Source organism: Nonomuraea sp. LP-02 (assembly GCF_036289125.1).
Taxonomy (GTDB): domain Bacteria; phylum Actinomycetota; class Actinomycetes; order Streptosporangiales; family Streptosporangiaceae; genus Nonomuraea; species Nonomuraea bangladeshensis.
The window spans coordinates 8,818,915-8,840,272 of sequence record NZ_JAXCLK010000001.1 but is presented as its reverse complement, the minus strand read 5'-3'; the positions used below and the strand labels follow the sequence as shown (position 1 = coordinate 8,840,272).

Sequence of the window (21,358 nt, the reverse complement as noted above, 5' to 3'; positions counted from 1 at the left end):
CCGGTGATGCCGGCGCCTGTCATGCGATCACCCGCCTTGTGCGCAGATCCTCGACCGTCCCGGCGTCGAGGCCGAGCTCGTCCTGGAGGATCGCGTCGGTGTCGGCGCCGAGGCGCCGCCCGGTGAAGCGGATGCGGCCGGGGGCGCCGGTCATCCGCCACATCACGTTGTGCATGAGCACGGGGCCGAGGTCGTCGTCCTCGACGTGGGTGAGCATCCCGGTGGCCTGTACGTGCGGGTCCTCGGCGAGGTCGCGGGCGGTGTAGACGGGCGCGACGGCCGCGCCCACCCGCTCGAACTCCGCCATCACCTCGGCGCGGGTGCGCTCGGCGATCCACGATCCCACGTAGGAGTCGAGCAGGTCGGCGTGCCGCGCCCGCTCGCGGCCGGAGGCGAACCACGGCTCGTCGATGACCTCGGGGTGGCCCACCAGCGTCAGGACGCGCTCGGCGATGCGCTGGGCGCTGGTCGAGACCGCGACCCAGCCGCCGTCCTTGCACAGGTACGTGTTGCGCGGCGCGTTGTTGGACGACCGGTTGCCCTGCCGCTCCCCGACGACGCCGAGCTGGTCGTACACGGTGGGCCCGGGGCCGACGGCGGCCATGATGGGCTCGATGAGGCTCAGGTCGACGACCTCGCCCCGCCCGGTCCGCTCGCGGGCCCACAGCGCCATCATCGTCGCCGACGACGCGGCGATGCCGCAGATGCTGTCGGCCAGGCCGAACGCCGGCAGCGTCGGCGGGCCGCCGGCCTCGCCGGTGAGGTGGGCGAACCCGCTCATGGCCTCGGCGAGCGTGCCGAAGCCGGCGCGGGCCGCGTACGGGCCCTGCTGGCCGAAGCCGGTGACGCGGACGATGACCAGCCGGGGGTTGACCGCGTGCAGCGCCTCAGGTCCGAGGCCCCAGCGTTCGAGCGTGCCGGGCCGGAAGTTCTCCACCAGCACGTCGGCCGTCGCGGCCAGCCGCAGGAGGATGTCCGCGCCCTCGGGAGCCGACAGGCTCAGCCCGAGCGCCCGCTTGTTGCGGGAGATCTCCTTCCACCACAGGGGCACCCCGTCCTTGGACGGTCCGTGCCCTCGCATGCCGTCACCGTTGACCGGGTGCTCGATCTTGATGACCTCGGCGCCCTGGTCGCCGAGGATCTGGCAGCACAGGGGGCCGGCGAGGATGGTGGACGCGTCCAGCACCCTCAGTCCTGTCAGAGGCCCGTCTTCCACCTTAGCTCCATGTTCCGCTATAGCGAACGCTGGTCCGCTCAGAGGTTAGTTCATTGCTTTTCCCAGGTCAACGCCCCTTGCGTCGCCTGGAGGGCGCGGCGCGGCGCTCAACCGGTGAGCGCCGGCCCGATGGCGTAGGCCCGCACCACCGCCGCCGCCAGCGACGTCCCGCCGCCGGGGTAGCAGTCGCCGAAGGGCGTCGCGGCGACGTTGCCCGCCGCGAACAGGCCCGCCACCGGTTCGCCGGAGGTGGACAGCACCCGGCCGTCGTGGTCGGTCGCCACTCCCCCGCACGTGCCGAGGGTCGCCGCGTGCACGGGCACCGCTGTGAACGGCGGCCGGCCGATCGGCGCCAGGCACGGGTTCGGCCCCACTGAGGGGTCGCCCAGGTGGCGGTCCGCCACGGACGAGCCCCGCGCGAACAGCCGGTCGGCGCCCTCGGCCGCGTCGGCGTTGAACCGCTCCACCGTCGCGGCCAGGCCGCCCGCGTCGATCCCGCAGGTGTCGGCCAGCTCCCGCAGCGTGGGCCTGGTCACCGCCCACGCGGGCGTCGTCCCCGGTGGCGCTCCCGCGACGGGGTAGCGTTCGCCGTAGGCGCTGTCGTGGACGAGCCAGGCGGGCACGTGCCGGGGCGCGCCGGTCGCCGGGTCCACCTCCCTGAACACCTTGGTCAGGTCGTGGTAGCACTGCGCCTCGTTGACGAACCGGCGACCGGCGGCGTTCACCATCAGCGACCCCGGACGGGTGAGCTCGACGTTCGCGAGCCTGCCGGTGGGCTGCCCGTCGTAGCGGGCGTCCGGGTCCTGGAACGCGGGGACGCCCCACGAGGCGGTCATGTCCCGGACCGCCGCGCCCGCGCGCAGCGCCATGAGCAGGCCGTCGCCGACGTTGCCCGGCGCGCCGATCGGCACCACCGGGGCGGGCAGGAAGGCCCGCTGCAACTCGGCGTTCCACTCGAAGCCGCCGCTCGCCAGCACGACCGCGCGCCGTGCCAGGATCCGCCGCACGCCGCCATCGGCCCGCACGGTGACCTCCCACGCCTGGCCGGCGCGGTCCATGGCGGTCGCCCTGGCTCCGGTGACGAAGGTGACCCCGCGGTCGTGCGCGGAGGCGGCGAGCGCTCCTGCGAGCGCGCCGCCCATGGTCCTGACCCCCTGGGCGGAACGCTCCCTGGAGAGCGCGTCGAGGTCCAGGCCGCGCCCGTGCTCCCGCTCGACCATGGTGATCGACGGCAGGTACGTCGGCGTCCTCAGCACCTCGTCCAGGCCGGGCCTGGCCCTCGCCTCGAACGGCAGGTTGTCCAGCGCGCGCCCGCCCGCCACCGCCCCCGGCGCGTCCGCCCGGTAGTCGGGCCGGCCCAGCGCGGCCAGCCCCACCTCGGTCTCCTCGCACAGGTACCGCACGGCCTCGGGTGCGGTGCGCAGGAACCAGTCGATCCGCTCGTACGGCACCGCCCCCCGCGTCACCGCGGTCAGGTACGCCACGGCGTCCTCCCGCGTGTCGGGGAACCCGGCCGCCGCCATCAGGTGGTTGCCCGGCACCCAGATCACGCCGCCGGAGACGGCCGTCGAGCCGCCCAGCGACCGGGCCCGCTCGACGAGCACCACGTGGTGGCCCGCGTCGGCGGCCCGGCAGGCGGCGACCAGGCCCGCCGCGCCGCTGCCGAGGACGAGCACGTCGCAGGCCGCGGGCGGTTCCGCCGAGGTGGTGAAGGCGCCTCTCGCGTTCAACGGGTTTCCTTCCATGCCGCACGATTGACGAAGACCAGGACGGAGGCGAGCGCGACGAACACCGCCGCCAGCCCCCAGCCGAGGGAGTAGGAGGAGTACTGCGCCGCGGCGCCGACGGCGAGCGGCCCCACGATGCCTCCGGCCGAGCCGCCGGCCTGCACCAGCCCCGACGCCGCGCCGGGACCCTCGGGATAGGCCTCGGCGATGACCAGGGCGATCACCCCGGTCCAGCCCCAGCCGGCGCCGCCGGCGATGAGCATGCCGATCAGGCCCAGCACGCGGTCGCCGGAGGCGAGCAGCAGGAAGCCGCAGGCGCCCACCGCCATCAGCGCCGCGACGGTCAGCCTGCCGTGCCTGCGCCCCCGGCCCAGGCCCAGCCCGAGCCGGACGGCGATGATCACCGCGCTGCCCACGGCCAGCGCCGTCCCCGCCGCGCTCTGGCTGAGCCCGGCCGTGACGCCGTAGTCCACGAAGAAGCCGCTGAGCGCGTTGGCCGCCGCCGCGCACAGGAAGAACGCCACGGTGATCATCAGCAGCGGCCCCAGCGGCGTCAGCGCCGCCCGCGGTCGCGCCGCGCCGCCCGCCCTCTCCAGGGGCGGCGCGTCGGGGACGCGCAGCGCCATGAGCACGAGCACGGCCACCGTCCCGACGAGGAACACCAGCCGCCAGTGCATGATCGTGGCGAGCAGCGGCAGCGCGAGGCTGGCCAGCAGCGTGGACGCCGGCAGCGAGGCGCGCTCGATGCCGAACGCCATGGGCCGCCGGCTCAGGCGCACGTTGCGGACGATCAGCAGCGCGCCGATCGGCCCGCCGAGGCCCGAGCCGACGCCGCCCACCGCCAGCGACACCAGCAGCCCCGCCCAGGAGCCGCCGGACACCGCGACCCCGACGAGGGAGGCGCCGGTCACCCCGGCCGCGAGGCGCAGGGCGCGGCGCGCCCCCATCCGGTCGGCGACACGGCCGCCGAACGACATGGAGAGCGCGCTGACCGCGTAGAACACGCTGATGGTCAGGCCCAGCGCCGCGCTGTCCAGGCCCAGGTCGAGCCGGATCGCGACGCCGAGCGTCCCCGCCAGGTAAGCGGGATACATGTACGTCATGCCGAGCAGGACGGCCAGCGTGACCGCGCGCCGCGCCGGTCCCGTCTCGCCGCCGGTTCCGGTCACCACTGCGAGGTCCCTACCGACCGCTCGTGAAGGGTCTCTAGCCCCAGATCTCGTCGGCGTAGGAGATGTTGACCTGGCCGCGCCAGCCGCTCGCGTCGTCCTTCGCCCAGCGCTCGCGCCACTCGGCGGCGTGGTTCAGGATGACGGGGTCGCCGTAGTGCAGCTTGCCGTCGGCGTGGTAGGCGTCGTGGTCGTCGACGAACATCAGGTCGAAGTGCTTGAACCACTCCTCGCCCCGGACGTTGCGGCTGATCACGAAGTTCGCGTAGTCCTGGATCCGGGGGTTCTGGCGGAAGGCCCGGTAGTCGATGTTACGGGTGAATTCCTCGTATTCCGCCAGGTCGGTGCCGGGCTTGAGGTTGTAGGTGAGCAGCACGAGCTTGCGGGCCATGGGAGGTCTCCTTGATGGGGGTCTCGCGTACAGGGGGTGGACTGGGGGTCAGCCAGGGGTCCGGGGACGCCACTGGGGCTCGATCTCGGTCTCGGCGCGGGCGTCGAGCACGCCGCTCTGCGCCAGGTCGTTCCAGACGCGCTGCTCGACGATCAGGCCGTCGCGCAGGCGGAAGCGGTCGACGTAGCGGACGCCGTCGTAGCGGACGCCGGCGTTGTTCTCGCCGAACAGCGTCCCCATGGACCAGACGATCACGTCGCCGGTCCCGTCGGTGAGCGCCTCGTACTCCTCGCGGTGCTTGTCGACGTGCCGGTAGCGGACGGCGGAGGCCGCCGCGAGCGCGTCCAGCGTGGTGTAGCGCCGGCCGCCCGGGAAGATCATGACCGCGCCGTCGGCGAGGCGGCGGGCCGCGGCGCCGCGGTCGCCCCTGCCGAGGGCGGCGAGGAAGTCCTCGACCACCGCGACGGCCTCCGCCTCGGCGGTCATGACGCCTCCTCGGCGCGCTCGCCGGAGGCGGCCATCCGGGTGGCCGCGCAGCGGATGGCGCGCACGATGCTGCCGTATCCGGTGCAGCGGCACAGGTTGCCGTTGATGGCCTGGACGATGGCGTCGTCGCCGGGGTCGGGCGTCCGGTCGAGCAGTTCACGCGCCGTCAGCAGCATGCCCGGCAGGCAGTAGCCGCACTGGAAGCCGAACTCGTCCCAGAACGCCTGCTGGACGGGGTGCAGGCCGTCGTCGCCCGCCACCCCCTCGATGGTGGTGATCTCGGCGCCGTCGGCCTGGACGGCCAGCACCGAGCAGGACTTGACCGACGCGCCGTCCACCAGGACCGTGCACGCGCCGCAGTCGCCGGTCAGGCAGCCCACGTGGGTGCCGGTCAGGCCCAGGTCCTCCCGGACCGCGTGCACCAGGAGCTTGCACGCCTCGACCTCGATCTCGCGTTCCCTGCCGTTGACGGTCAGGCGGATCCTGTTCACGACTCTCCTTCGGCTTCCAGCGCGTCGGCGACGGCCCGCGCCGCCACCACGGGGGCGACGCGCCTGCGGTACTCGCCGTCGGCGAGCACGTCGCTCCACGGCTCGTCGAGCGCCGCGCCGACCACCTCGCGAACGTGCGCCCGCCAGGCGGGGTCGGCGACCCCGGCCCCGGGCGGGTCGAGCGTGACGAGCAGCGGCGTCGCGGCCACCGCGCCGACCGCCACGCGCAGCCCGCCGTCCTGGCCGGGCACGCAGGCGGCGGTGGCGATGGGCCAGCTGCTCTCGGCGAGCTTCAGCTTCGTGTAGCCGGGACGGACGCCGGTCGGCGCCGGCAGCGTGACCGCCGCCAGCACCTCGTCGGGGCGGCGGGCGGTCGCGAAGGCGCCCGTGAAGAAGTCGGCGGCGGCGACCTCGCGGACGCCTCCGGCCGACGCCAGCCGCAGCCGCGCGTCCAGGGCGACCAGCGCGGCCGGCACCTCGGACGACGGGTTGGCGTAGCAGGCCGAGCCGCCGATCGTGCCCTTGTTGCGGATCTGCGGGCCGCCGGTCACGCCGTCCGCCACCCGGCGCAGCAGCGGCGCCAGGGTCCCGGCGCGCGGGTCGGACAGGAGCCGCGCGTACGTGGTCGTCGCGCCGACCACCACCGCGCCGCCCTCGGACGTGATGCCGGACAGCCCGGCCCGCGACAGGTCCACGACCACGTCGGCGACGGTCTTGCCGTGCGTCATGTCGGGCACGAGCATCGTGCCCCCACCGAGCACCACGGCCGCGCCGGACGCCGCGGACAGGGCCGCGACGACCCCGTCCAGGTCCGTGGGGGCGTGGTAGGCGAAGTCGTTCGTGATCATCGGGTGCGCGCCTCGTCGATCAGGGCCAGCACGGCCGGCGGGGACAACGGCACCTCGCGCACCGTGACGCCGAAGGGCGCGAGCGCGTCCTCGACGGCGTTGGCCACGGCGGCCTGCGCGCCGCCCACGCCCGCCTCGCCCGCGCCCTTGTTGCCGTACATGGTGAAGGGACTGGGGGTCACCTGGTGCTCCAGGCGGATCTCGGGAAGGTCGCCCGCCCGGGGCATCAGGTAGGTCTTGAACCGGTCGCTGGTGAGCCGGCCGTCGGCGTCGTACGTGAGCCGCTCCGACAGCGCCGCGCCGAGCCCCATCACGATCGCCCCGCGGGCCTGCCCCTCCACCAGCGCCGGGTTGATGATGGTGCCGCAGTCGTGCGCCATCACGAAGTCCACGAGCTTCGTCACCCCGGTCTCCGGGTCCACCTCGACCACGGCGGCGTGCAGGCAGTTGGAGTACGTCGGGTATGGCTGGATCCGGCCCCGCTCGTCCGGGACGTGGTCGATGTTGCCCGGCTTGTAGGCGCGGGTTGACTCCAGCACCGGTTCGACGTCGTCCGCGACGGCGAACGCCCGCGTCATCACGGCGGCGGCCACGTCCGGCACCGGCACGGCCCGGCCATCGCCCGCCCTGACCTGCCCGTCCGTGACCTCCACCTCGTTCACCGGCACGCCGAGCAGGCGCGCGCCGACCGTGGCCAGCTTGGCGCGCACATCGCGGGCGGCCAGCGCCGCCGACCCGCCGCCGACCACCATGCTGCGCCCGCTGAAGTTGCCGAACCCGCTCGGGCACCGCTCGGTGTCGCCCTGGACCACGGTGATCCAGCTCAGCGGCACGCCCAGCTCGTCGGAGACGATCTGCGCGATCCCGGTGTCGTTGCCGCCGCCCGGCGTGGTGACGCCGGTGTAGACGGTCACGCCGCCGGTCATGGTCATCCGCACCGTCGTGACGTCGAACCCCGAGACGAACGAGCCTGGCCCGTCCGCCGACTCGGGGGTCAGCTCGAAGGCCAGCCCGATGCCGAGGTACCGGCCGGCCGCGCGGAGCTCGGCCTGCCGCGCGCGCAGCGCGTCGTAGTCGAGCGCCCGCAGCGCCTTGTCCAGCAGCCCCGGGTAGTCGCCGCTGTCGATGTTCAGCCCGGTCGCCGTCCGGTACGGGAAGCGGTCCGGCGGGATGAAGTTCCTGCGCCGCACCTCCGCCGGATCGACGCCGAGGCCGCGGGCCACCAGGTCGACCATCCGCTCCATGACGAAGTGCGCCGAGTCCTTGCCGAAGCCGCGGGCGGCGTTCAGCGGCGGCTTGTTGGTCACCACGACGTGCAGCTCGGCCTGGACGTTGGGCACGGTGTAGCCGGAGGCGAGCGTCGTGGCCGACATGTTCGGCATCGCCCAGCCGGCCTGCGCCGACACCGCGCCCAGGTCGGCCACGATGCGGTCGCGGACGGCCACGATCCTGCCGTCGCGCATGGCGCCGATCGTGAACCGGTGCACCTGCTCGCGGGCCCCTGCCATGAAGCACTCGCGGCGGTCCTCGATCCACTTCACCGGGGCGCCGGTCAGCTTGCTGAGCAGGCAGACCAGGGTCTCCTCAGGGTGGCCCTGCATCTTCAGCCCGAAGCTGCCGCCGACCCGCGCGGTGACCACGCGGATCGCCGTCTCGTCCAGGCCGAGGCTCCGGGCCAGCATCCAGCGGAGCTGGTGCGGGTTCTGCAGCGACCCGTACACCGTCAGCGTGCCGTCCAGGTCGTCCCAGGAGGCAAGGTAGCCGCGGGGCTCGATCGGGGCCGTCGTGGTGCGGGCGATCCTGATCGTGTCGGAGACGACCAGGTCGGCCTCGGCCAGCGCGGCGTCCACGTCGCCGGTGCCGTAGTGGTTGTGCAGGATGACGTTGTCCGGCCACTCCTCGTACAGGCGGGGGGCGTCCGGCTCCAGCGACTCGTCGGCGTCGAGGACGTGCGGCAGCCGCTCGTACTCCACCCGGACCAGCGCCGCGGCGGCCTCGGCCGCGCGCCGCGTGTCCGCGACCACGGCGGCGACCGGCTGACCGGCGTGGACGACCTTGCCGACGGCCAGGCAGCGCGCCTCGGCGTACCGGCCGCCGCGCGCGGCCGGGTCGATGAAGTGCGGGATCGGCCCCGCGTGCGCGGCGGCCTGCGCGCCGGTGAGCACGAGCACCACGCCGGGGCTCGCCGCGGCGGCCCGCACGTCGATGTCCACGATCCTGGCGTGCGCCACCTCGCTGCGCACCACCACGGCGTGCCGGGTCCCTGGCAGGGTGTGGTCGTCGAGGAACCGGCCGCGCCCGGTCAGCAGGGCCGGCCCGTCGGCCTTGCGCACCCGGGAGCCGATGGCCCGCGCGCCGCTCGCGCCGCTGGTCGTCACGGTCATGGCAGCCGGACTCGCACGCGCTGGCCGGTGCGGTGGAACGGGCTGCGCTTCTCCACGTCGAACTGGTCGAGCTCGCCGTTCTCGTCCGTCTTGCACTGCAGTCCCCGGGTCAGCCGCTCGTGGCTGGTGATGAGGAAGAGCTGCCCGTCGACCGACGGGAACGGCGGCTCGTGCCAGGTGCCCCGGTAGAGGTTGATGGACACGTCGCCGGGGATGACGAACGCCTTGATCTCGTCGAGAACCGGGAAGCCGTTGTCCAGCGGCACCTCCGGCGGCGCCACCACGGCGACGTACGGCCGGCCGCCCAGCGGGATCATCGTCTGGGTCATCTCGACGTGCCGCTCCAGGTAGCGCAGGTTGTCGCCGCGCAGCCCGACCCGGAACACCAGGAACTCCGGCGGGGTGTCGGAGTCGAGCCGGACCGGCCCGTGCACGGCGTTCGCGCCCGAGTAGAAGTCGATCGGCAGCTTGGGGGTGGCCTCCAGCGACATCACCTCGCCGTAGGGGGCGAACGCCTCGGCGGTGAACTCCTCGGGCGTGATGACGTGCTGGGGACTGTCAGGACTGAGCAAGGTTTCCTCTCCCTGTGTTGCGGCGGGGTCTCGCGGGGGTCGGTACGGCCGGTCAGGCCGTCAACAGTGCGGTCAGCTCCCGTACGGCGGAGCCGCCCGGCGGCGCGAGCACCAGCTCGGCCACCCGGTCCGCGGTCGGTTCGCCGGTCACGGGGCGCGCGTACCCGCGGAACTTGCCGAGCAGTTCCTCCCTGCTCAGCGGGGCGCGCCGGTCGCCGGCCGGCAGGTCGACGAAGCTCTCGTACCGCTCGCCCGCGCGGGTGGTGATGGTCACCCGGGTGGCGGTGAACTCGGGGTAGAGGGCGTTCATCTCGTCGGACACCCGGATCCGCACCCGGGACGCCACCTGGTGCACCAGCGGATCGGCCAGCTTGCCGGGCGCGTACTGGGCGCCGGAGACGTCGCGGTCCACGACGGCGACCGCGGCGACGTACGGCAGGCTGAGCGTGCAGGGGATCGCCGACCGGGCCGGCGTCACCGAGCGCTCGACCAGGATCCGCGCCACGTCGTACGTCTCCACGTCGATGTCGGCGACCTCGGCCGGGTCCAGGTCGTGCCCGGTGGCGAGGTCCACGCACGCCTGGGCGGCGCCGTGGGTGTGACGGCAGCCGGCGAAGCGCTTCTGGTGCACCTCCAGGATGGTCCACTCGGTGCCGAGCCCGTCGGTCAGCCGCGGGTCGCCGGCCGCGCCGCCGAACAGCGCGATCATGCCCTTCGGATGTTCCAGCACCTGCGGCCAGCCGCTCAGCCCGGCGTGCGCGTGCAGCGCGCCCTCCACGCCGGCCCTGGCGAGCTGGCCGGCGAAGGCGGGCTTGACGGTGTGCCCGGTGAAGATCTGCTCGATCATCACGGCGGGCACGAAGTAGCCCGCCGCGCCCATCGCCGAGGCGATGCCCGCCGCGTCCAGCCCGAGGAGCTTGGCGCAGCCGGCCGCCGCGCCGTAGCCGGCCGCGACCGGGAACCAGCCCTTGGCCGTGGCGCCCGGGTGCAGGACCCGGCCGATCCTGTCGGCCACCTCGTACGCGGCCACCGTCGCCACGACCAGGTCGCGCAGGCTCGCGCCGGTGGACTCGGCCACCGCGAGCAGCGCCGGCAGCGCGTGCGACGGGTGGAACCCGCCGAACCGGTAGCCGTCCTGGTGCTCCAGCACGTCGGAGGCGCACCCGTTGAGGTAGGCGGCGTCGGGCACGGAGGTGACGAGGTCCGTGCCGAGCACGGTCGCCTCCGGCCGTCCGCCGCGCGCCCGGACCAGGCCGGTGATGGCCGCGACCTCCGGCACCCGGCTGCCCGCGAGCGCGACCCCGAAGAAGTCCAGCAGCAGGACCTGCGCCTTGGCCACGACCTCCTCGGGCAGGTCGTCGTGGCGCAGGCCGGCCGCGAACCCGGCGAGGGCCGCGGTCGCGCCGGTCGGGTCGCTCATGACACCTCGCCGAGCTGGGCCCGCAGGCGCTGCACGATCTGGCCGAAGCGGGGGTCCTTGGAGATGTCCAGGCCACGGGGACGCTCGAAGTCGATGTCCACGATGTCCTGGATGCGGCCGGGGCGCTGCGAGAGCAGCACGACCCGGTCGGCGAGGAAGACCGCCTCGGAGATCGAGTGCGTGACCAGGACGACCGTCTTGCCGGTGTCCATCCAGAGCTGCTGGAGCATGGCGTTCATCTGGTCGCGCGTCATCGCGTCGAGCGCGCCGAACGGCTCGTCCATCAGCAGGATGGACGGCCGGTGGATCAGCGCCCTGGCGATGGCGACGCGCTGCTGCATGCCGCCGGACAGCGCGCGCGGGTAGTGCTCCAGGAAGTCCGACAGGCCGACGCTCTCGGCGAGCTCGGCGGCCCGCCGGCGGCGTTCCTGCTTCTTGACCCGCTTGACTTCGAGCGGCAGGGCGATGTTCTTCCAGATCTTGCGCCACGGCATGAGCGTGGCCTGCTGGAAGACGAACCCGAGCGAGCCCAGCGCCTCCTGCGAGGGGCTGCTGTCGCCCTCGGCGAACAGCGGCCGGTCCCCGATCGTGATCGAGCCCTCGGTCGGGGTGATCAGACCGCCCAGCATGCGCAGCAGGGTCGTCTTGCCGCAGCCCGACGGTCCCAGCAGGACGACGAACTCCCGGGGTTTGATCTCCAGGTCGGTCGGCAGCAGCGCGCGGACCGGCCCGGCGTCGGTGGTGTACTCCTTCCCGACGCCCTTGATGGAGATCGCCGCGCCGCCGGCGGGCGTGGGCTCCGGTGGTGGCGTGGCGCCGGCGGGTCGGTTCATCGTCTCTCCACGTTCGGTGGTGCTGGCAGGGGCGCCGTCAGTCGACATACGCGGTCGCCGACAGCTCGTCCCACGCTCCGCCTGGTCCGGGGGCGCGGTACTCGGTGGTGGGGGCCGCGTTCGAGCGGATGAACGACATCGTTCCGCCGCGCGAGTAGAGCGGGCCGTGGAAGACGTGCGGGGACCGGAAGAAGTAGCCGCCGGCCCTGATGACGCCGAGCGGCCCCATCAGGACGTCTCCATAGATCTTGAAGGACTCCTCGTACTGGGGGTGGGCCTCCTCCATCGGCGACTTCCAGCCCGGCATCATCCCCGCGAGGTAGACGAAGACGGTGTCGTCGGAGCGCAGCACCTTGGACATGGCGCCCGCCTCCAGCGGGACCTCGCCGCTCCATCCGGCGGGCACCCACGGCTCGCGTTCGGTGGCGATCCGCAGCAGAGGCTCGCCGGAGCCCGTGCCCGGCGCGAAGCCGGAGGGGCCCCAGAATCCGCAGTAGATCGTGAGCCCGCGCGCCGAGGCGACCAGGTCGAGCGCCGTGCCCGCCTTGGCGTAGACGTAGTCACCGACGCGCAGCGGCTCACCGTCGAGCAGGCCCTCGCCGCCGATGACGAACAGGTCCACCGCGCTGTCGAGCACGCCGGAGTGCCGGCCGGTGAGGCGGTGGATCGCGGTCTCCGCGCCGGTGCCGGCGTCGCGGCTGAGCAGCCGCCTGCGCCCGCCCTGGGCGGTGCCGAAGCCGCCCTCGGTGACCGCCTGCCAGGGCACGTCCTGGCTCTGGATGAAGTCGACGTCAGGCCTGTTCCACATCACATGCTCCCTGGATCGGTGTCCGCGCCGGCCGCCCGGCGGCCCAGCATCCGGCCGAAGCTCAGGGCCGGGGTGACACTCATGCCGCTCACGAAGGACTTGCCGGACAAGGTGCTGCCGCCGAGGACCTCGCCGGCCGCCCACAGGTTCTGGAAGGGCCCGTCCCGGCCGAGGACCCGCAGCTCGCCGTCCACCGCGAGGCCCGCCGGGCTCTTCAGCGTGGAGCCGTGGTTCAGCACCGCGTGGAACGGGGGCTCGGCGATGGGCGCGGGCAGGTGCGTGCGGCCCAGCTCGTCGCTGCCCGTGGCGACGGCCTCGTTGTAGGCCGCCACGGTGCGGGCCAGGCCGTCGGCGTCGATGCCGGCGGCCTCCGCGAGCGCCCGCAGGTCGCCGGCCGCCGCGAACGAGGGGTGGCCGGCGAACGCGTCGTCCAGCTCCGCCTCGCTCCAGGTCGGGAACAGCGCGGGCGCCTCCCTGCGGATCGCGGCGTCGTAGACCACCCAGAACTTCAGCTCGGGCTGCTCCAGCAGGGCGTTCTCGCGGACGTCGACGCTCGGCGCGTCCTCGGCCACGAACCGCTCGCCCCGGGCGTTGACGTGGATCTCCCACGGCTGCCGGGACTGCGGGGTCAGCGCCGGGTAGTCGTCCAGGTGCACGGTCTCCCACGAGCTGCCGGGCTTGAGCACGCCGCCGTACGTCGGGAGGAAGCGTTCCTGGCCGCGTACCCGGCCGCCCGCGGCGACGGCCGCGAGGATGCCCGAGCCGTCCGCCTCCGGCGAGCCGGGGCCCGCCAGCGGCGCGCCCGCCGTGAACAGGGGGAACAGCTCGGGGTTGCCCGCGTAGCCGCCGCTGGTGAGGATGACGGCCCGCGCGTCGATGTCGTGGAGCGTTCCATCCGGCCGGCGGACGGTCACCCCGTCCACCCGGCCGCGCTCCGAGGCGCGCAGCTCGACCAGCTCGGTGTTCAGCTCCAGCGTCACGGACCCGGCCGCGGTCTCCTTCTCGAAGGCGGGCGCGAGCACGTCCAGCACGGACCGGCCGGCGTTGCGCCCCCAGTAGGTGCGCGCCAGCAGGTACGGCTCATGGAAATGCAGCACCGCGGGCGCGTCGGGGTCCATGTCGAACCCTGAGGCCATCAGCCATTCGACAGTGGCGGGCGCGTGGCTCACCGCGAGCCTGACGAGCACGGGGTCGGCGGTGTTCTTGCTGATCCGCATGACGTCGTCGAAGTGCAGGTCGGGGCTGTCGAGAATGCCCTTGGAACGTTGCAGCGAGGTGCCGCCCGCGGACAGTTGCCCCCAGGAGCGCCATAGCGTGCCGCCGATCCTGTCGGCCTTCTCGATGACGGTGACCCGCAGCCCGTGGCGGGCGGCCTCGATCGCGGCGGGCAGGCCGGCGGTGCCGGCGCCGATCACCACGAGGTCCGTCGTGGCCGGCTTCGCGCTCATCGCTCGTGTCCCGGTGCCGTGATGTGCAGCATGAACGGATTCCTCAGATCGCGTCGACGAACGTCGTGTTGACGAAGTCGGTGACGGGCCGGGACTTGTCCTTGATGATCCCCGACTTGCGCATCAGCTCGACGGCGCTCTCCCACGCGGCCACGTCGATCGACAGGAACTTGCCGTTCTTCGGCGTGCTCACCTTGACCTCGCCCGCGACCTTGGCCTTGGCGAGCTCCTTGTCGGAGACCTCGATCTCGTTGAACTGGCCCATGGCCTCCAGCACCTTGTCGCCGTTGGCGGGGTCGGCCATGAACTCCCACGCCTTGCGGCAGGCGCGCAGGAAGCCAGTGATCGCCTCGCCCTCCTTCTCCGCGGTCTCGCGGGTGACGAGGTAGGAGTCGCCGGGCAGCACCGCGAACTCGTCGGTGTTGAGGTAGTGCAGCTCGATGTTCTTCTGCTTGAACGAGGTCTCGGTGCCGATGAAGGTGATGAACCCGTCCACGTCGCCGCGCCGCAGGAACTCCAGCGAGCCGACGTCGGCGCCGGTGACGACCTTCTTCACCTTCGTCGGGTCGAGCCCGGCGGCCACCGACATCGCGTCGAGCTGCAGCTCGGTGGTGCCGCCCTTGGAGATGACGCCGATGGTCTTGCCCTGCCACTGCTCGGGGTGGGTGAGGGGCTTGTCCGGCAGGGACGCGACGCTGTACTGGCTGACCTGGTCCTTCTGCCCGATCGTCACCACCTCGGTCTTCTGGTCGGCGATGAGCGGGCAGGTGATGACGGAGGCGGCCTTGCCGAACATCGCCTGCTTGGCGGCGACCTGGGAGATGGAGCTCGCCGTGCCGGTGCCGCCGACCGGGGTGATCAGCAGGCCCTCCGCGGCGAAGAAGCCCTGGTGGGCCGCCACGTACACGTCGGCGTGGGCGATGATGTGCTGGAACGGGGTCATGTAGACGAGGTTGCGCAGGTTCGCGGCGCCGGGGGCGGCGGAGGCGGCCGTCGTGGTGCCGGCGTCGTCCGACCCGCAGCCGACCAGGAACTGGGTCCCGGCCATCGTGCCGACGATCAGCCCGGCCGTCCTGAAGAAGTTGCGGCGGTCCATGGGGTGTCCTGTTCTCGGAGGTTCTCGGGTTCTCAGAGGGAGGTGGGGCGGCCGGACGACTCGTGCCAGGGGATGGCGAATCGCCGGATGGCCGCCGTGACGGCGTAGAGAAGGAAGCCGAGCACCGTCATCACGATCACTGCCGCGAAGAGCATGTCGGTGCGCAGACTGGCGAGCATGGTCGTGGCGAGGGCGCCGAGTCCCTCGTCACCGCCCAGGTACTCGCCGACGACCGCGCCGGTGATCGCGAAGACGACCCCCAGCTCGACGCCGGTGAGCACGTACGGGAGAGAGGACGGGATGTCGAGCGAGATCACTCGCTTCCACCAGGGGGCCTGGATGACGCGCATGAGGTCGCGGTGGCCGGGGTCGATCGAGCGGATCCCCAGGATGGTGTTCTGCATCATGACGAAGAACGCGATGATCGCCGCCATGAAGATCTTGGACGTGGTCCCGAACCCGAACCAGAGCAGGAAGAGCGGCACGATCGCCACCTTCGGCACCACCTGGGTGGCGACGAGGAACGGCGAGAGCACCCGCTCCAGGTTGCGGGCCTTGCCGAGGATGATCCCGAGGCCGATCCCGACGGCGGCGGCGAGCGCGAAGCCCACCAGAGTCTCGTAGAGGGTGACCCCGATGGCGTCGTAGATCATCTTGCCCTGCATGAGCTCGACCATCGCGGTGCCGACCTGCTCGGGCGGCGGCAGCATGAGCGAGCTCACGTCGAACAGGAGGGTGTAGGCCTTCCAGGCGCCGATGAACACCAGGAGGAGCAGGGGGGTGGTGATCCAGAGCATCACCGGTGAAGCGGCCCACTTCTTGCGGGACACGCGAGGTCTGGGGCCTCCGGGGGCGGTGGCAGGGCTCGGCATGCTAGATCTCCATACTCACGGTTGTATCGCTTAGAGGAACGCCGTACCGGTAGGAGGATGCTAGAGGCGTGCTGGAGTGAGGGTCAAGGTCCCGTCTGCCCCTTTTTGGAAGTCAGAGCAGAATGATCCGTTTTGGCGGCTTTTCGCACCCTATAAGAAGATAACGGGAAAGGGCAGAGCGAACACGAAACGTGATGTCCGCAGGTGGCGAAGGACGCCGGGCGACGCCGACGTGAAGGAAAAGGGGAGGTTACGGCTGGGCGGGCCGGTAGCCGAGCTGCCGCGACACCTCGGCCGCGGCCTCCTTGACGAGCCGGCCATAGGTCTCGGTCTCGCCGGCGCTGAGGCGGCCGACCGGGCCGCAGACCGAGATGGAGCCGTAGACGCTGCCGGTGGCCTCGTAGACGGGAGCGGCCACCGAGGCCGCGCCCTGCTGACGCTCGCCGAGGCTCACCGCGTAGCCGCGCCGCCGGATGAGATCGAGCTCCTCCAGCAGGCGGTCGGTGTCCTGGATGGTGATCGGGGTCAGCGCGTCGAGCGGCCCGGCGGCCAGGCAGGAGCGGATCTCGTCGGGCCGCATCGCGGCGAGGATGGCCTTGGACGAGCCGCCGGCGTGCAGCGGATAGAGCCGGCCGAGCTGCACCGACATCTGGATCTCCTGCGGAGACAGCACCTGGGTCAGATACATCCGCTGAAAGCCGTAGCGGACGGACAGCGTGGCAGTCTCCCTGGTGCGGGCCACGAGGCGTTCGAGATGCGGCTGCGCGATGCGCGGCACCTCCATCTGCGCCATCGCCGCGAGGCCCACGCTCACCGCGCCGGGCCCGAGGCTGTAGCGGCGGGTGCGCTCGTCGAAGGAGAAGAAGTCGGCGGCGACGAGGGTGCGCACCACACGGTGCACGACGGCCTTGCTCAGCCCGAGCGAACGGGCCAGCTCGGAGACCCCGATGTCGGGCTCCTTGGCGGCGGCCACGGCGAAGATCACTTGCAGGGCGCGCTCGACGCCACTGCTCGTCTGCCCTTCCTCGGAGGACGTGCCGGCGCCGCTCGCCGGCGGACGCCCGGTGTCTCCCGAGTTCTTGCTCTCACCCGACCGCACAAGGCCACAGCATAGCTGTGATTCGCGCACCTCCGACGTCTGGCGAATGGGAATTTGTCCCATTCTGCGAACATCCGTGTGCTGTCGCGGTTCGCACGAGGACGCCTGCGACGCCGGGAGCGTTCAGCGCAGGAGGTCGCGGATCCGTGGCGCCGCCGGGTGTCCGGCGGGGGCGACGGCCAGGAAACGGGCGAGGGTACGGCGGCCCCGCTCCGGCTCGGTGGCCAGTTGCGCCGTGCCGAGGACGAGCAGCAGGTCGGCGTCCCGTGACCGGCCGCCGGCCACCTTCCCCAGCAGGGACACGGCCTCGGCGGCCCGTCCCGTCTCGATGAGCTGCAGTCCGAGCAGGGAGAGCGCGGCACGGTCGTCCGGACGCCGGCGCAGGGCCTCCCGGTAGGCACGGACCGCGCCCTCGTGGTCGCCGGCGGACGCGAGCAGCCGTCCTCTGGCCACCGGGTCGTCGGGCTGGTCCGCCGTCACCGGTCGCGCGGGTTCGTGACTCACCCGGACGACGACGGCCCCCGCGACGACGGCCAGGACGCCGAGCGCGACCACGGGAACGGTCTTGGCGCCCACGGGCGCGTACCCCGCCGAGGGGCCGCGAGGTGGCGGGCGCCGCCGTCGGCGGGCGGCCAGGGGCACCAGTGCCAGGACGGCCGCCGCGGGCAGCGCCCAGAGCGCCAGCGGCAGCCCCTGCATCGGCGGGAAGAGCAGGATCCACTCCCCGTAACGCTGCCGGAAATGGCGCAAGATGTCGTCGTCGCCGACGCCGGCGCGCAGCAGGCGCTCGATCTCGGCCCGGACCGACAGGGCCATCGCCGAGGACGACTCCGCCGCAGACACGCCCGCGCAGTCCGGGCAGCGCAGCATCGCGGCGAGGTCGTGCGTCCGCTCGGCCAGGCCGGGCTCCCGCTGGGCGGAGTTCCAGAGCGCCAGGGCGGCGAGCACGGTCAGGATCAGCGCGGCGAGCCTGGCCGTCATGGGTCCAGCAGCGGCTGCACGTGGGCCTCGATCCAGCCGGGGGTGAGCGTGCCGATCAGGCGGTCGACGACGTAGCCGTCCCTGTCGAGGAGGAACGTCTCCGGCACGCCCCGCGCCCCGAGTTCGAGTGCGAGCCGCCCGTCAGGGTCGGACAGGTGCGGGAAGGACGTCGCGCCCGTCTCCGTCAGGAACGCGCGGGCCGCCCCGGCCGCGTCGCGCAGGTCCACCCCGAGCACGCGTACGCCGCGCAGGTCGCGTGCGGCGGCGACGAGCAGCGGGAACTCCTCGCGGCACGGGTCGCACCAGGAGGCCCACACGGTGACGAGGACCGGGCTGCCGCGCAGGCCGTCGAGCGTGAACGGCCGCCCGTCGAGCGTGCGACCGGACAGGTCGGGCCTGCGCCGCTCGGGCGCGGGCCACGTCCCTTCCCGGTCGTCGCCGAGGGCGTGCACGAGCACGGCCACCAGCATCGGCACGGCGACGACGACGGCGACGACGGCCGGCAGCCGCCTCATGCCACCGTCACCTCCTCGCGTCGGGCTGCCCCGGAGGTGCGGGTTCGCCCGCGGCCCACGGGGAGCGCGGCGAGGAGGCCGCCCAGGGCGGTCAGGCCGCCGCTCGCCCAGAGCATCCCCATGAGGGGGTTCACCGCCACGCGCAGCATCACCGCGCCTCCCTCCTGGTCGACCTCCGTCACGGACAGGTACAGATCGCCCGCGAACCCCGCGCGGATGGCCGGCTGGGCGACCGGCGAGCCGCCGCGGGCGGGGAAGAAGACGAGCGAGGGCCGCAGCACCCCGACGAACCGCCCCTCGCGGGTGACGGTGACGCGGGCGGTCGCCGTCATGGCGTCACCGGTCCGCGCCCGTTCGACGCCGTCGAGCCGCACGCTGTAGCCGCCGGCCAGGAGGGAGCGGCCCTGCTGGATCCGGCCCTGGTTCTCCTCGGCGTAGCCGGTGGAGGCGGCGATGGCGACGGCGGCCAGGGCGACCCCGGCGTGCGCGAGCAGCGCGCCCGCGCGTCTCCGGTCGAGCCGCTCGCGGGCCGGGCCGAGCAGGCGTCCCGCGAGCGCCGCCAGCGCGAACGCCGCCGCCCCGAAGGTGACCAGGGCCATGACGGGGTGGCGGCCGGTGAACCCGAGGCAGGCGACGGTGGCGGCCCCCGCGGCGACGGGCGCCGCGAGGCCACGGCCCGCGCGGCGCACTCCCACGCCCATGAGGACGACCAGCGCCAGCAGGCCCGGCACCACGGTGCGCTCGTAGTACGGCGGCCCGACCGACACCTGCTCGCCATGAAAGAGTCCGGCGACGGCGGGGAACAGGGTGCCGAGCAGCACGGTGCCGGCCAGCACGGTCAGGAGCGCGCAGCCGAGCAGGAGCGCCGGGTCCGGCCGCCCCGCCGGGCGCGGTTGCCGCGCCCGCCGGGCGAGCAGGCCGCCCGCGCCGACCAGCGCGACCGTCAGCAGTCCGAGCAGCGCCGGTCCGGCCTCCGAACGGGTGAAGGAGTGCACGCTCGCCACCGCCCCGCTCCGGGTCAGGAACGTGCCGAGCAGCACCAGCAGGAACGCCCCCACGGCCAGCGGCGTCGTCCAGGTGACGAGCGCACGCGTACGGGCGGCGTGCAGCAGCGCCGTGGCGAGCAGCCAGGGCATCAGGGACGCGTTCTCGACGGGGTCCCATTCCCAGTAGCCGCCCCACCCGAGCACCCCGTACGACCACCAGGCGCCGAGCACGATCCCGGCGGTCAGCGGGATCCACGCGGCCAGCGTCCAGGCCCTGATGCGCGCCAGAGCGGTGCCGCCGGTGACGAGGCAGGCGACGCCGTACCCGAAGGGCGCCACCAGGGCGGCGAACCCCAGGTAGAGCAGCGGCGGATGCACCCCCATCAGCGGGTGGCCGCGCAGCAGCGGGTCGGGGCCCGGCCCGTTCGCCGGGACGGGGTCGGCCGGCACGAAGGGGTCGGCGGCGAGCGCCGTGAGCGCGAAGAACGCGGCGCAGACCAGCATGACGACGGTCATCGCCACCGGCTGGAGCGGGTCGCGGGCCCGCGCGGCGACGGCGGCGACGCCGGTGAGGATCAGCAGCCACAGGACCAGCGATCCTTCCAGCGCCGACCACAGGCTGGTGACCGTGAAGAAGAGCGGCACCTCACGCCCGCCGTGCCGGGCCACGAACCCCACGCCGAAGTCGTGCGTGAGGAGTGCGGTCTCCAGCAGCAGGAAGGCGAGGAGGGCGGCGCCGAGCGCGGCCGTCGTGGCGCCGACCGCCAGGGCACGGCTCCGGGCACGCGGCCACGTGAGTACGGCGGCCAGCGACGCGGCCAGCCCGGACCACAGCGCGGCGGCGCCCAGAGTGTTGATCACGATCGCGCGGCCCGGCGGTCGGACACGGCTTCCTCCCGGAGAACGGATCGGAGGGAGGCAGGGCCAGCATCGCTCCGGCCGCGGCGCTGGACAAGTTTCCCCAGGTCGCTGGCGTGGCGAGCGGGTCGCGTCGAGGCGCCGGGTTAGCCTGCGCGAACAGGGGGACGGGAGGCTCCGAGCGTGGCGGCAACGAAGATCGGGCGCGTGGCCGCGGCCTGCGCCCCGCTCCTCGCCGCGTCCTGCTCCGCCGGCGCCCCGTCGGCGCTGTCGCCGGGCGGTCCCGGCGCGGCGCGGGTGGCCGATCTGTGGTGGCTGCTGTTCGGCATCGCCGTGGTCGTGTGCGTCGCGGTCACGGGCCTGGTGTTGTGGGCGGTCGCGCGGCGCCGCGACGCGAGCGCGCGCACCTCGTCGGGGCGCCGGTTCGTCGTGGTGTGGGGGCTCGCCGTCCCTGCCGTCATCCTCATGTTCACGTACCTGACCGGCCTGGACGCCATGCGGGCGTTCGAGGACCCGCGCGACCCGAAGGCGCTGACCGTCGAGGTGACCGGGCACCAGTGGTGGTGGGAGGTCCGCTACCCCGCCTCGCACTTCACCACGGCCAACGAGATCCACGTGCCGGTCGGGCGCACCGTCCACGTACGGCTCCGCACCGCCGACGTCAACCACAGCTTCTGGGTGCCGCAGCTCACGGTGAAGACCGACCTGGTCGCCGGGCGGGTCAACGACATGTGGTTCACCGCGAACCGGCCCGGCTTGTTCCGCGGGCAGTGCGCCGAGTACTGCGGGACCCAGCACGGCCGGATGGCGCTGCACATCGTGGCCGAGCCGGACGCCGCCTTCGACGCGTGGCTGGCCAGGCAGTCGCAGCCCGCGACCGCGGCGGGCGAGGGGCGGCAGGTGTTCGAGGCGACGTCCTGCGCCTCCTGCCACACCGTCGCCGGGACATCCGCGGCGGGAAAGCAGGGGCCGGACCTGACGCACGTCGGCGGACGCCGCTTCCTCGGCGCGGGCACCCTGCACAACACACCGGCGAACCTTGCCGCCTGGATCGCGAACGCGCAGGCGTACAAGCCGGGCAACCGCATGCCGCCGCAGCCGCTCGCGCCGGAGCAGCTGCGGGCCGTCACCGCCTACCTGGGCAGTCTGGAGTAGCAC

At 73.4% G+C, this 21,358-nt stretch carries 20 protein-coding genes; 1 reads left to right on the top strand and 19 read right to left on the bottom strand.

The window, feature by feature from the left end; translation table 11 throughout:
- Positions 1 to 19 precede the first annotated feature (19 nt).
- The 19 genes from SMD20_RS41160 to SMD20_RS41070 form a co-directional block, all read right to left on the bottom strand.
- Positions 20 to 1,216 carry a CaiB/BaiF CoA transferase family protein gene (locus SMD20_RS41160; protein WP_329591635.1) on the bottom strand — a complete coding sequence of 399 codons (1,197 nt, stop codon included), beginning with the start codon at positions 1,214 to 1,216 and terminating at the stop codon, positions 20 to 22.
- 107 nt (positions 1,217 to 1,323) lie between these two features.
- Complete coding sequence (locus SMD20_RS41155) at positions 1,324 to 2,946, bottom strand: FAD-dependent oxidoreductase (protein ID WP_329591634.1); 1,623 nt, start codon at positions 2,944 to 2,946, stop codon at positions 1,324 to 1,326.
- Positions 2,943 to 4,115, bottom strand: coding sequence for an MFS transporter (locus SMD20_RS41150; protein ID WP_329591632.1), 1,173 nt, complete (start codon positions 4,113 to 4,115; stop codon positions 2,943 to 2,945). Before SMD20_RS41150 ends, SMD20_RS41155 begins: the two co-directional genes overlap by 4 nt.
- Positions 4,116 to 4,149: 34 nt before the next feature.
- On the bottom strand, positions 4,150 to 4,503 hold the full coding sequence (locus SMD20_RS41145; RefSeq protein WP_329591630.1) for a hypothetical protein: 354 nt from the start codon (positions 4,501 to 4,503) through the stop codon (positions 4,150 to 4,152).
- Positions 4,504 to 4,551: 48 nt separating this feature from the next.
- On the bottom strand, positions 4,552 to 4,989 hold the full coding sequence (locus tag SMD20_RS41140; protein WP_329591629.1) for a nuclear transport factor 2 family protein: 438 nt from the start codon (positions 4,987 to 4,989) through the stop codon (positions 4,552 to 4,554).
- Positions 4,986 to 5,480 (bottom strand): (2Fe-2S)-binding protein, encoded by a 495-nt coding sequence (locus tag SMD20_RS41135; protein ID WP_329591628.1) that lies wholly within the window; start codon positions 5,478 to 5,480, stop codon positions 4,986 to 4,988. The genes SMD20_RS41140 and SMD20_RS41135 overlap by 4 nt, the downstream gene beginning before the upstream one ends.
- Positions 5,477 to 6,328, bottom strand: coding sequence for an FAD binding domain-containing protein (locus SMD20_RS41130; protein WP_329591626.1), 852 nt, complete (start codon positions 6,326 to 6,328; stop codon positions 5,477 to 5,479). Before SMD20_RS41130 ends, SMD20_RS41135 begins: the two co-directional genes overlap by 4 nt.
- Entirely contained in the window at positions 6,325 to 8,712 is a 2,388-nt protein-coding gene (locus SMD20_RS41125) for a xanthine dehydrogenase family protein molybdopterin-binding subunit (RefSeq protein WP_329591624.1), read from the bottom strand. The genes SMD20_RS41130 and SMD20_RS41125 overlap by 4 nt, the downstream gene beginning before the upstream one ends.
- On the bottom strand, positions 8,709 to 9,284 hold the full coding sequence (locus SMD20_RS41120; protein ID WP_329591622.1) for an ureidoglycolate lyase: 576 nt from the start codon (positions 9,282 to 9,284) through the stop codon (positions 8,709 to 8,711). Before SMD20_RS41120 ends, SMD20_RS41125 begins: the two co-directional genes overlap by 4 nt.
- Positions 9,285 to 9,336: 52 nt before the next feature.
- A complete protein-coding gene (locus tag SMD20_RS41115; protein ID WP_329591620.1) occupies positions 9,337 to 10,704 on the bottom strand; it encodes an MmgE/PrpD family protein in 1,368 nt (455 codons plus the stop codon).
- Positions 10,701 to 11,537: an ABC transporter ATP-binding protein gene (locus SMD20_RS41110; RefSeq protein WP_329591618.1), complete on the bottom strand. Its 837-nt coding sequence runs from the start codon at positions 11,535 to 11,537 to the stop codon at positions 10,701 to 10,703. Before SMD20_RS41110 ends, SMD20_RS41115 begins: the two co-directional genes overlap by 4 nt.
- Before the next feature lie 37 nt (positions 11,538 to 11,574).
- Positions 11,575 to 12,345: a hypothetical protein gene (locus SMD20_RS41105; protein WP_329591616.1), complete on the bottom strand. Its 771-nt coding sequence runs from the start codon at positions 12,343 to 12,345 to the stop codon at positions 11,575 to 11,577.
- Entirely contained in the window at positions 12,345 to 13,793 is a 1,449-nt protein-coding gene (locus tag SMD20_RS41100; protein ID WP_329591614.1) for an FAD-dependent oxidoreductase, read from the bottom strand. The genes SMD20_RS41105 and SMD20_RS41100 overlap by 1 nt, the downstream gene beginning before the upstream one ends.
- Positions 13,794 to 13,836: 43 nt before the next feature.
- Complete coding sequence (locus SMD20_RS41095) at positions 13,837 to 14,889, bottom strand: ABC transporter substrate-binding protein (RefSeq protein WP_329591612.1); 1,053 nt, start codon at positions 14,887 to 14,889, stop codon at positions 13,837 to 13,839.
- 32 nt (positions 14,890 to 14,921) lie between these two features.
- Complete coding sequence (locus SMD20_RS41090) at positions 14,922 to 15,686, bottom strand: ABC transporter permease (protein ID WP_329592831.1); 765 nt, start codon at positions 15,684 to 15,686, stop codon at positions 14,922 to 14,924.
- 325 nt (positions 15,687 to 16,011) lie between these two features.
- Positions 16,012 to 16,860: an IclR family transcriptional regulator gene (locus SMD20_RS41085; RefSeq protein WP_329591610.1), complete on the bottom strand. Its 849-nt coding sequence runs from the start codon at positions 16,858 to 16,860 to the stop codon at positions 16,012 to 16,014.
- 123 nt (positions 16,861 to 16,983) lie between these two features.
- Positions 16,984 to 17,841, bottom strand: a complete 858-nt coding sequence (locus tag SMD20_RS41080) for a cytochrome c-type biogenesis protein CcmH (protein WP_329591608.1) — start codon at positions 17,839 to 17,841, stop codon at positions 16,984 to 16,986.
- Entirely contained in the window at positions 17,838 to 18,356 is a 519-nt protein-coding gene (locus SMD20_RS41075) for a TlpA family protein disulfide reductase (RefSeq protein ID WP_329591606.1), read from the bottom strand. The genes SMD20_RS41080 and SMD20_RS41075 overlap by 4 nt, the downstream gene beginning before the upstream one ends.
- Positions 18,353 to 20,203, bottom strand: a complete 1,851-nt coding sequence (locus SMD20_RS41070; RefSeq protein ID WP_329591604.1) for a cytochrome c-type biogenesis CcmF C-terminal domain-containing protein — start codon at positions 20,201 to 20,203, stop codon at positions 18,353 to 18,355. The genes SMD20_RS41075 and SMD20_RS41070 overlap by 4 nt, the downstream gene beginning before the upstream one ends.
- A 180-nt stretch (positions 20,204 to 20,383) precedes the next feature.
- On the opposite strand from SMD20_RS41070, the gene coxB reads away from it, so the two are divergent.
- Positions 20,384 to 21,355, top strand: a complete 972-nt coding sequence (coxB, locus tag SMD20_RS41065; RefSeq protein WP_329591603.1) for a cytochrome c oxidase subunit II — start codon at positions 20,384 to 20,386, stop codon at positions 21,353 to 21,355.
- Positions 21,356 to 21,358 lie beyond the last annotated feature (3 nt).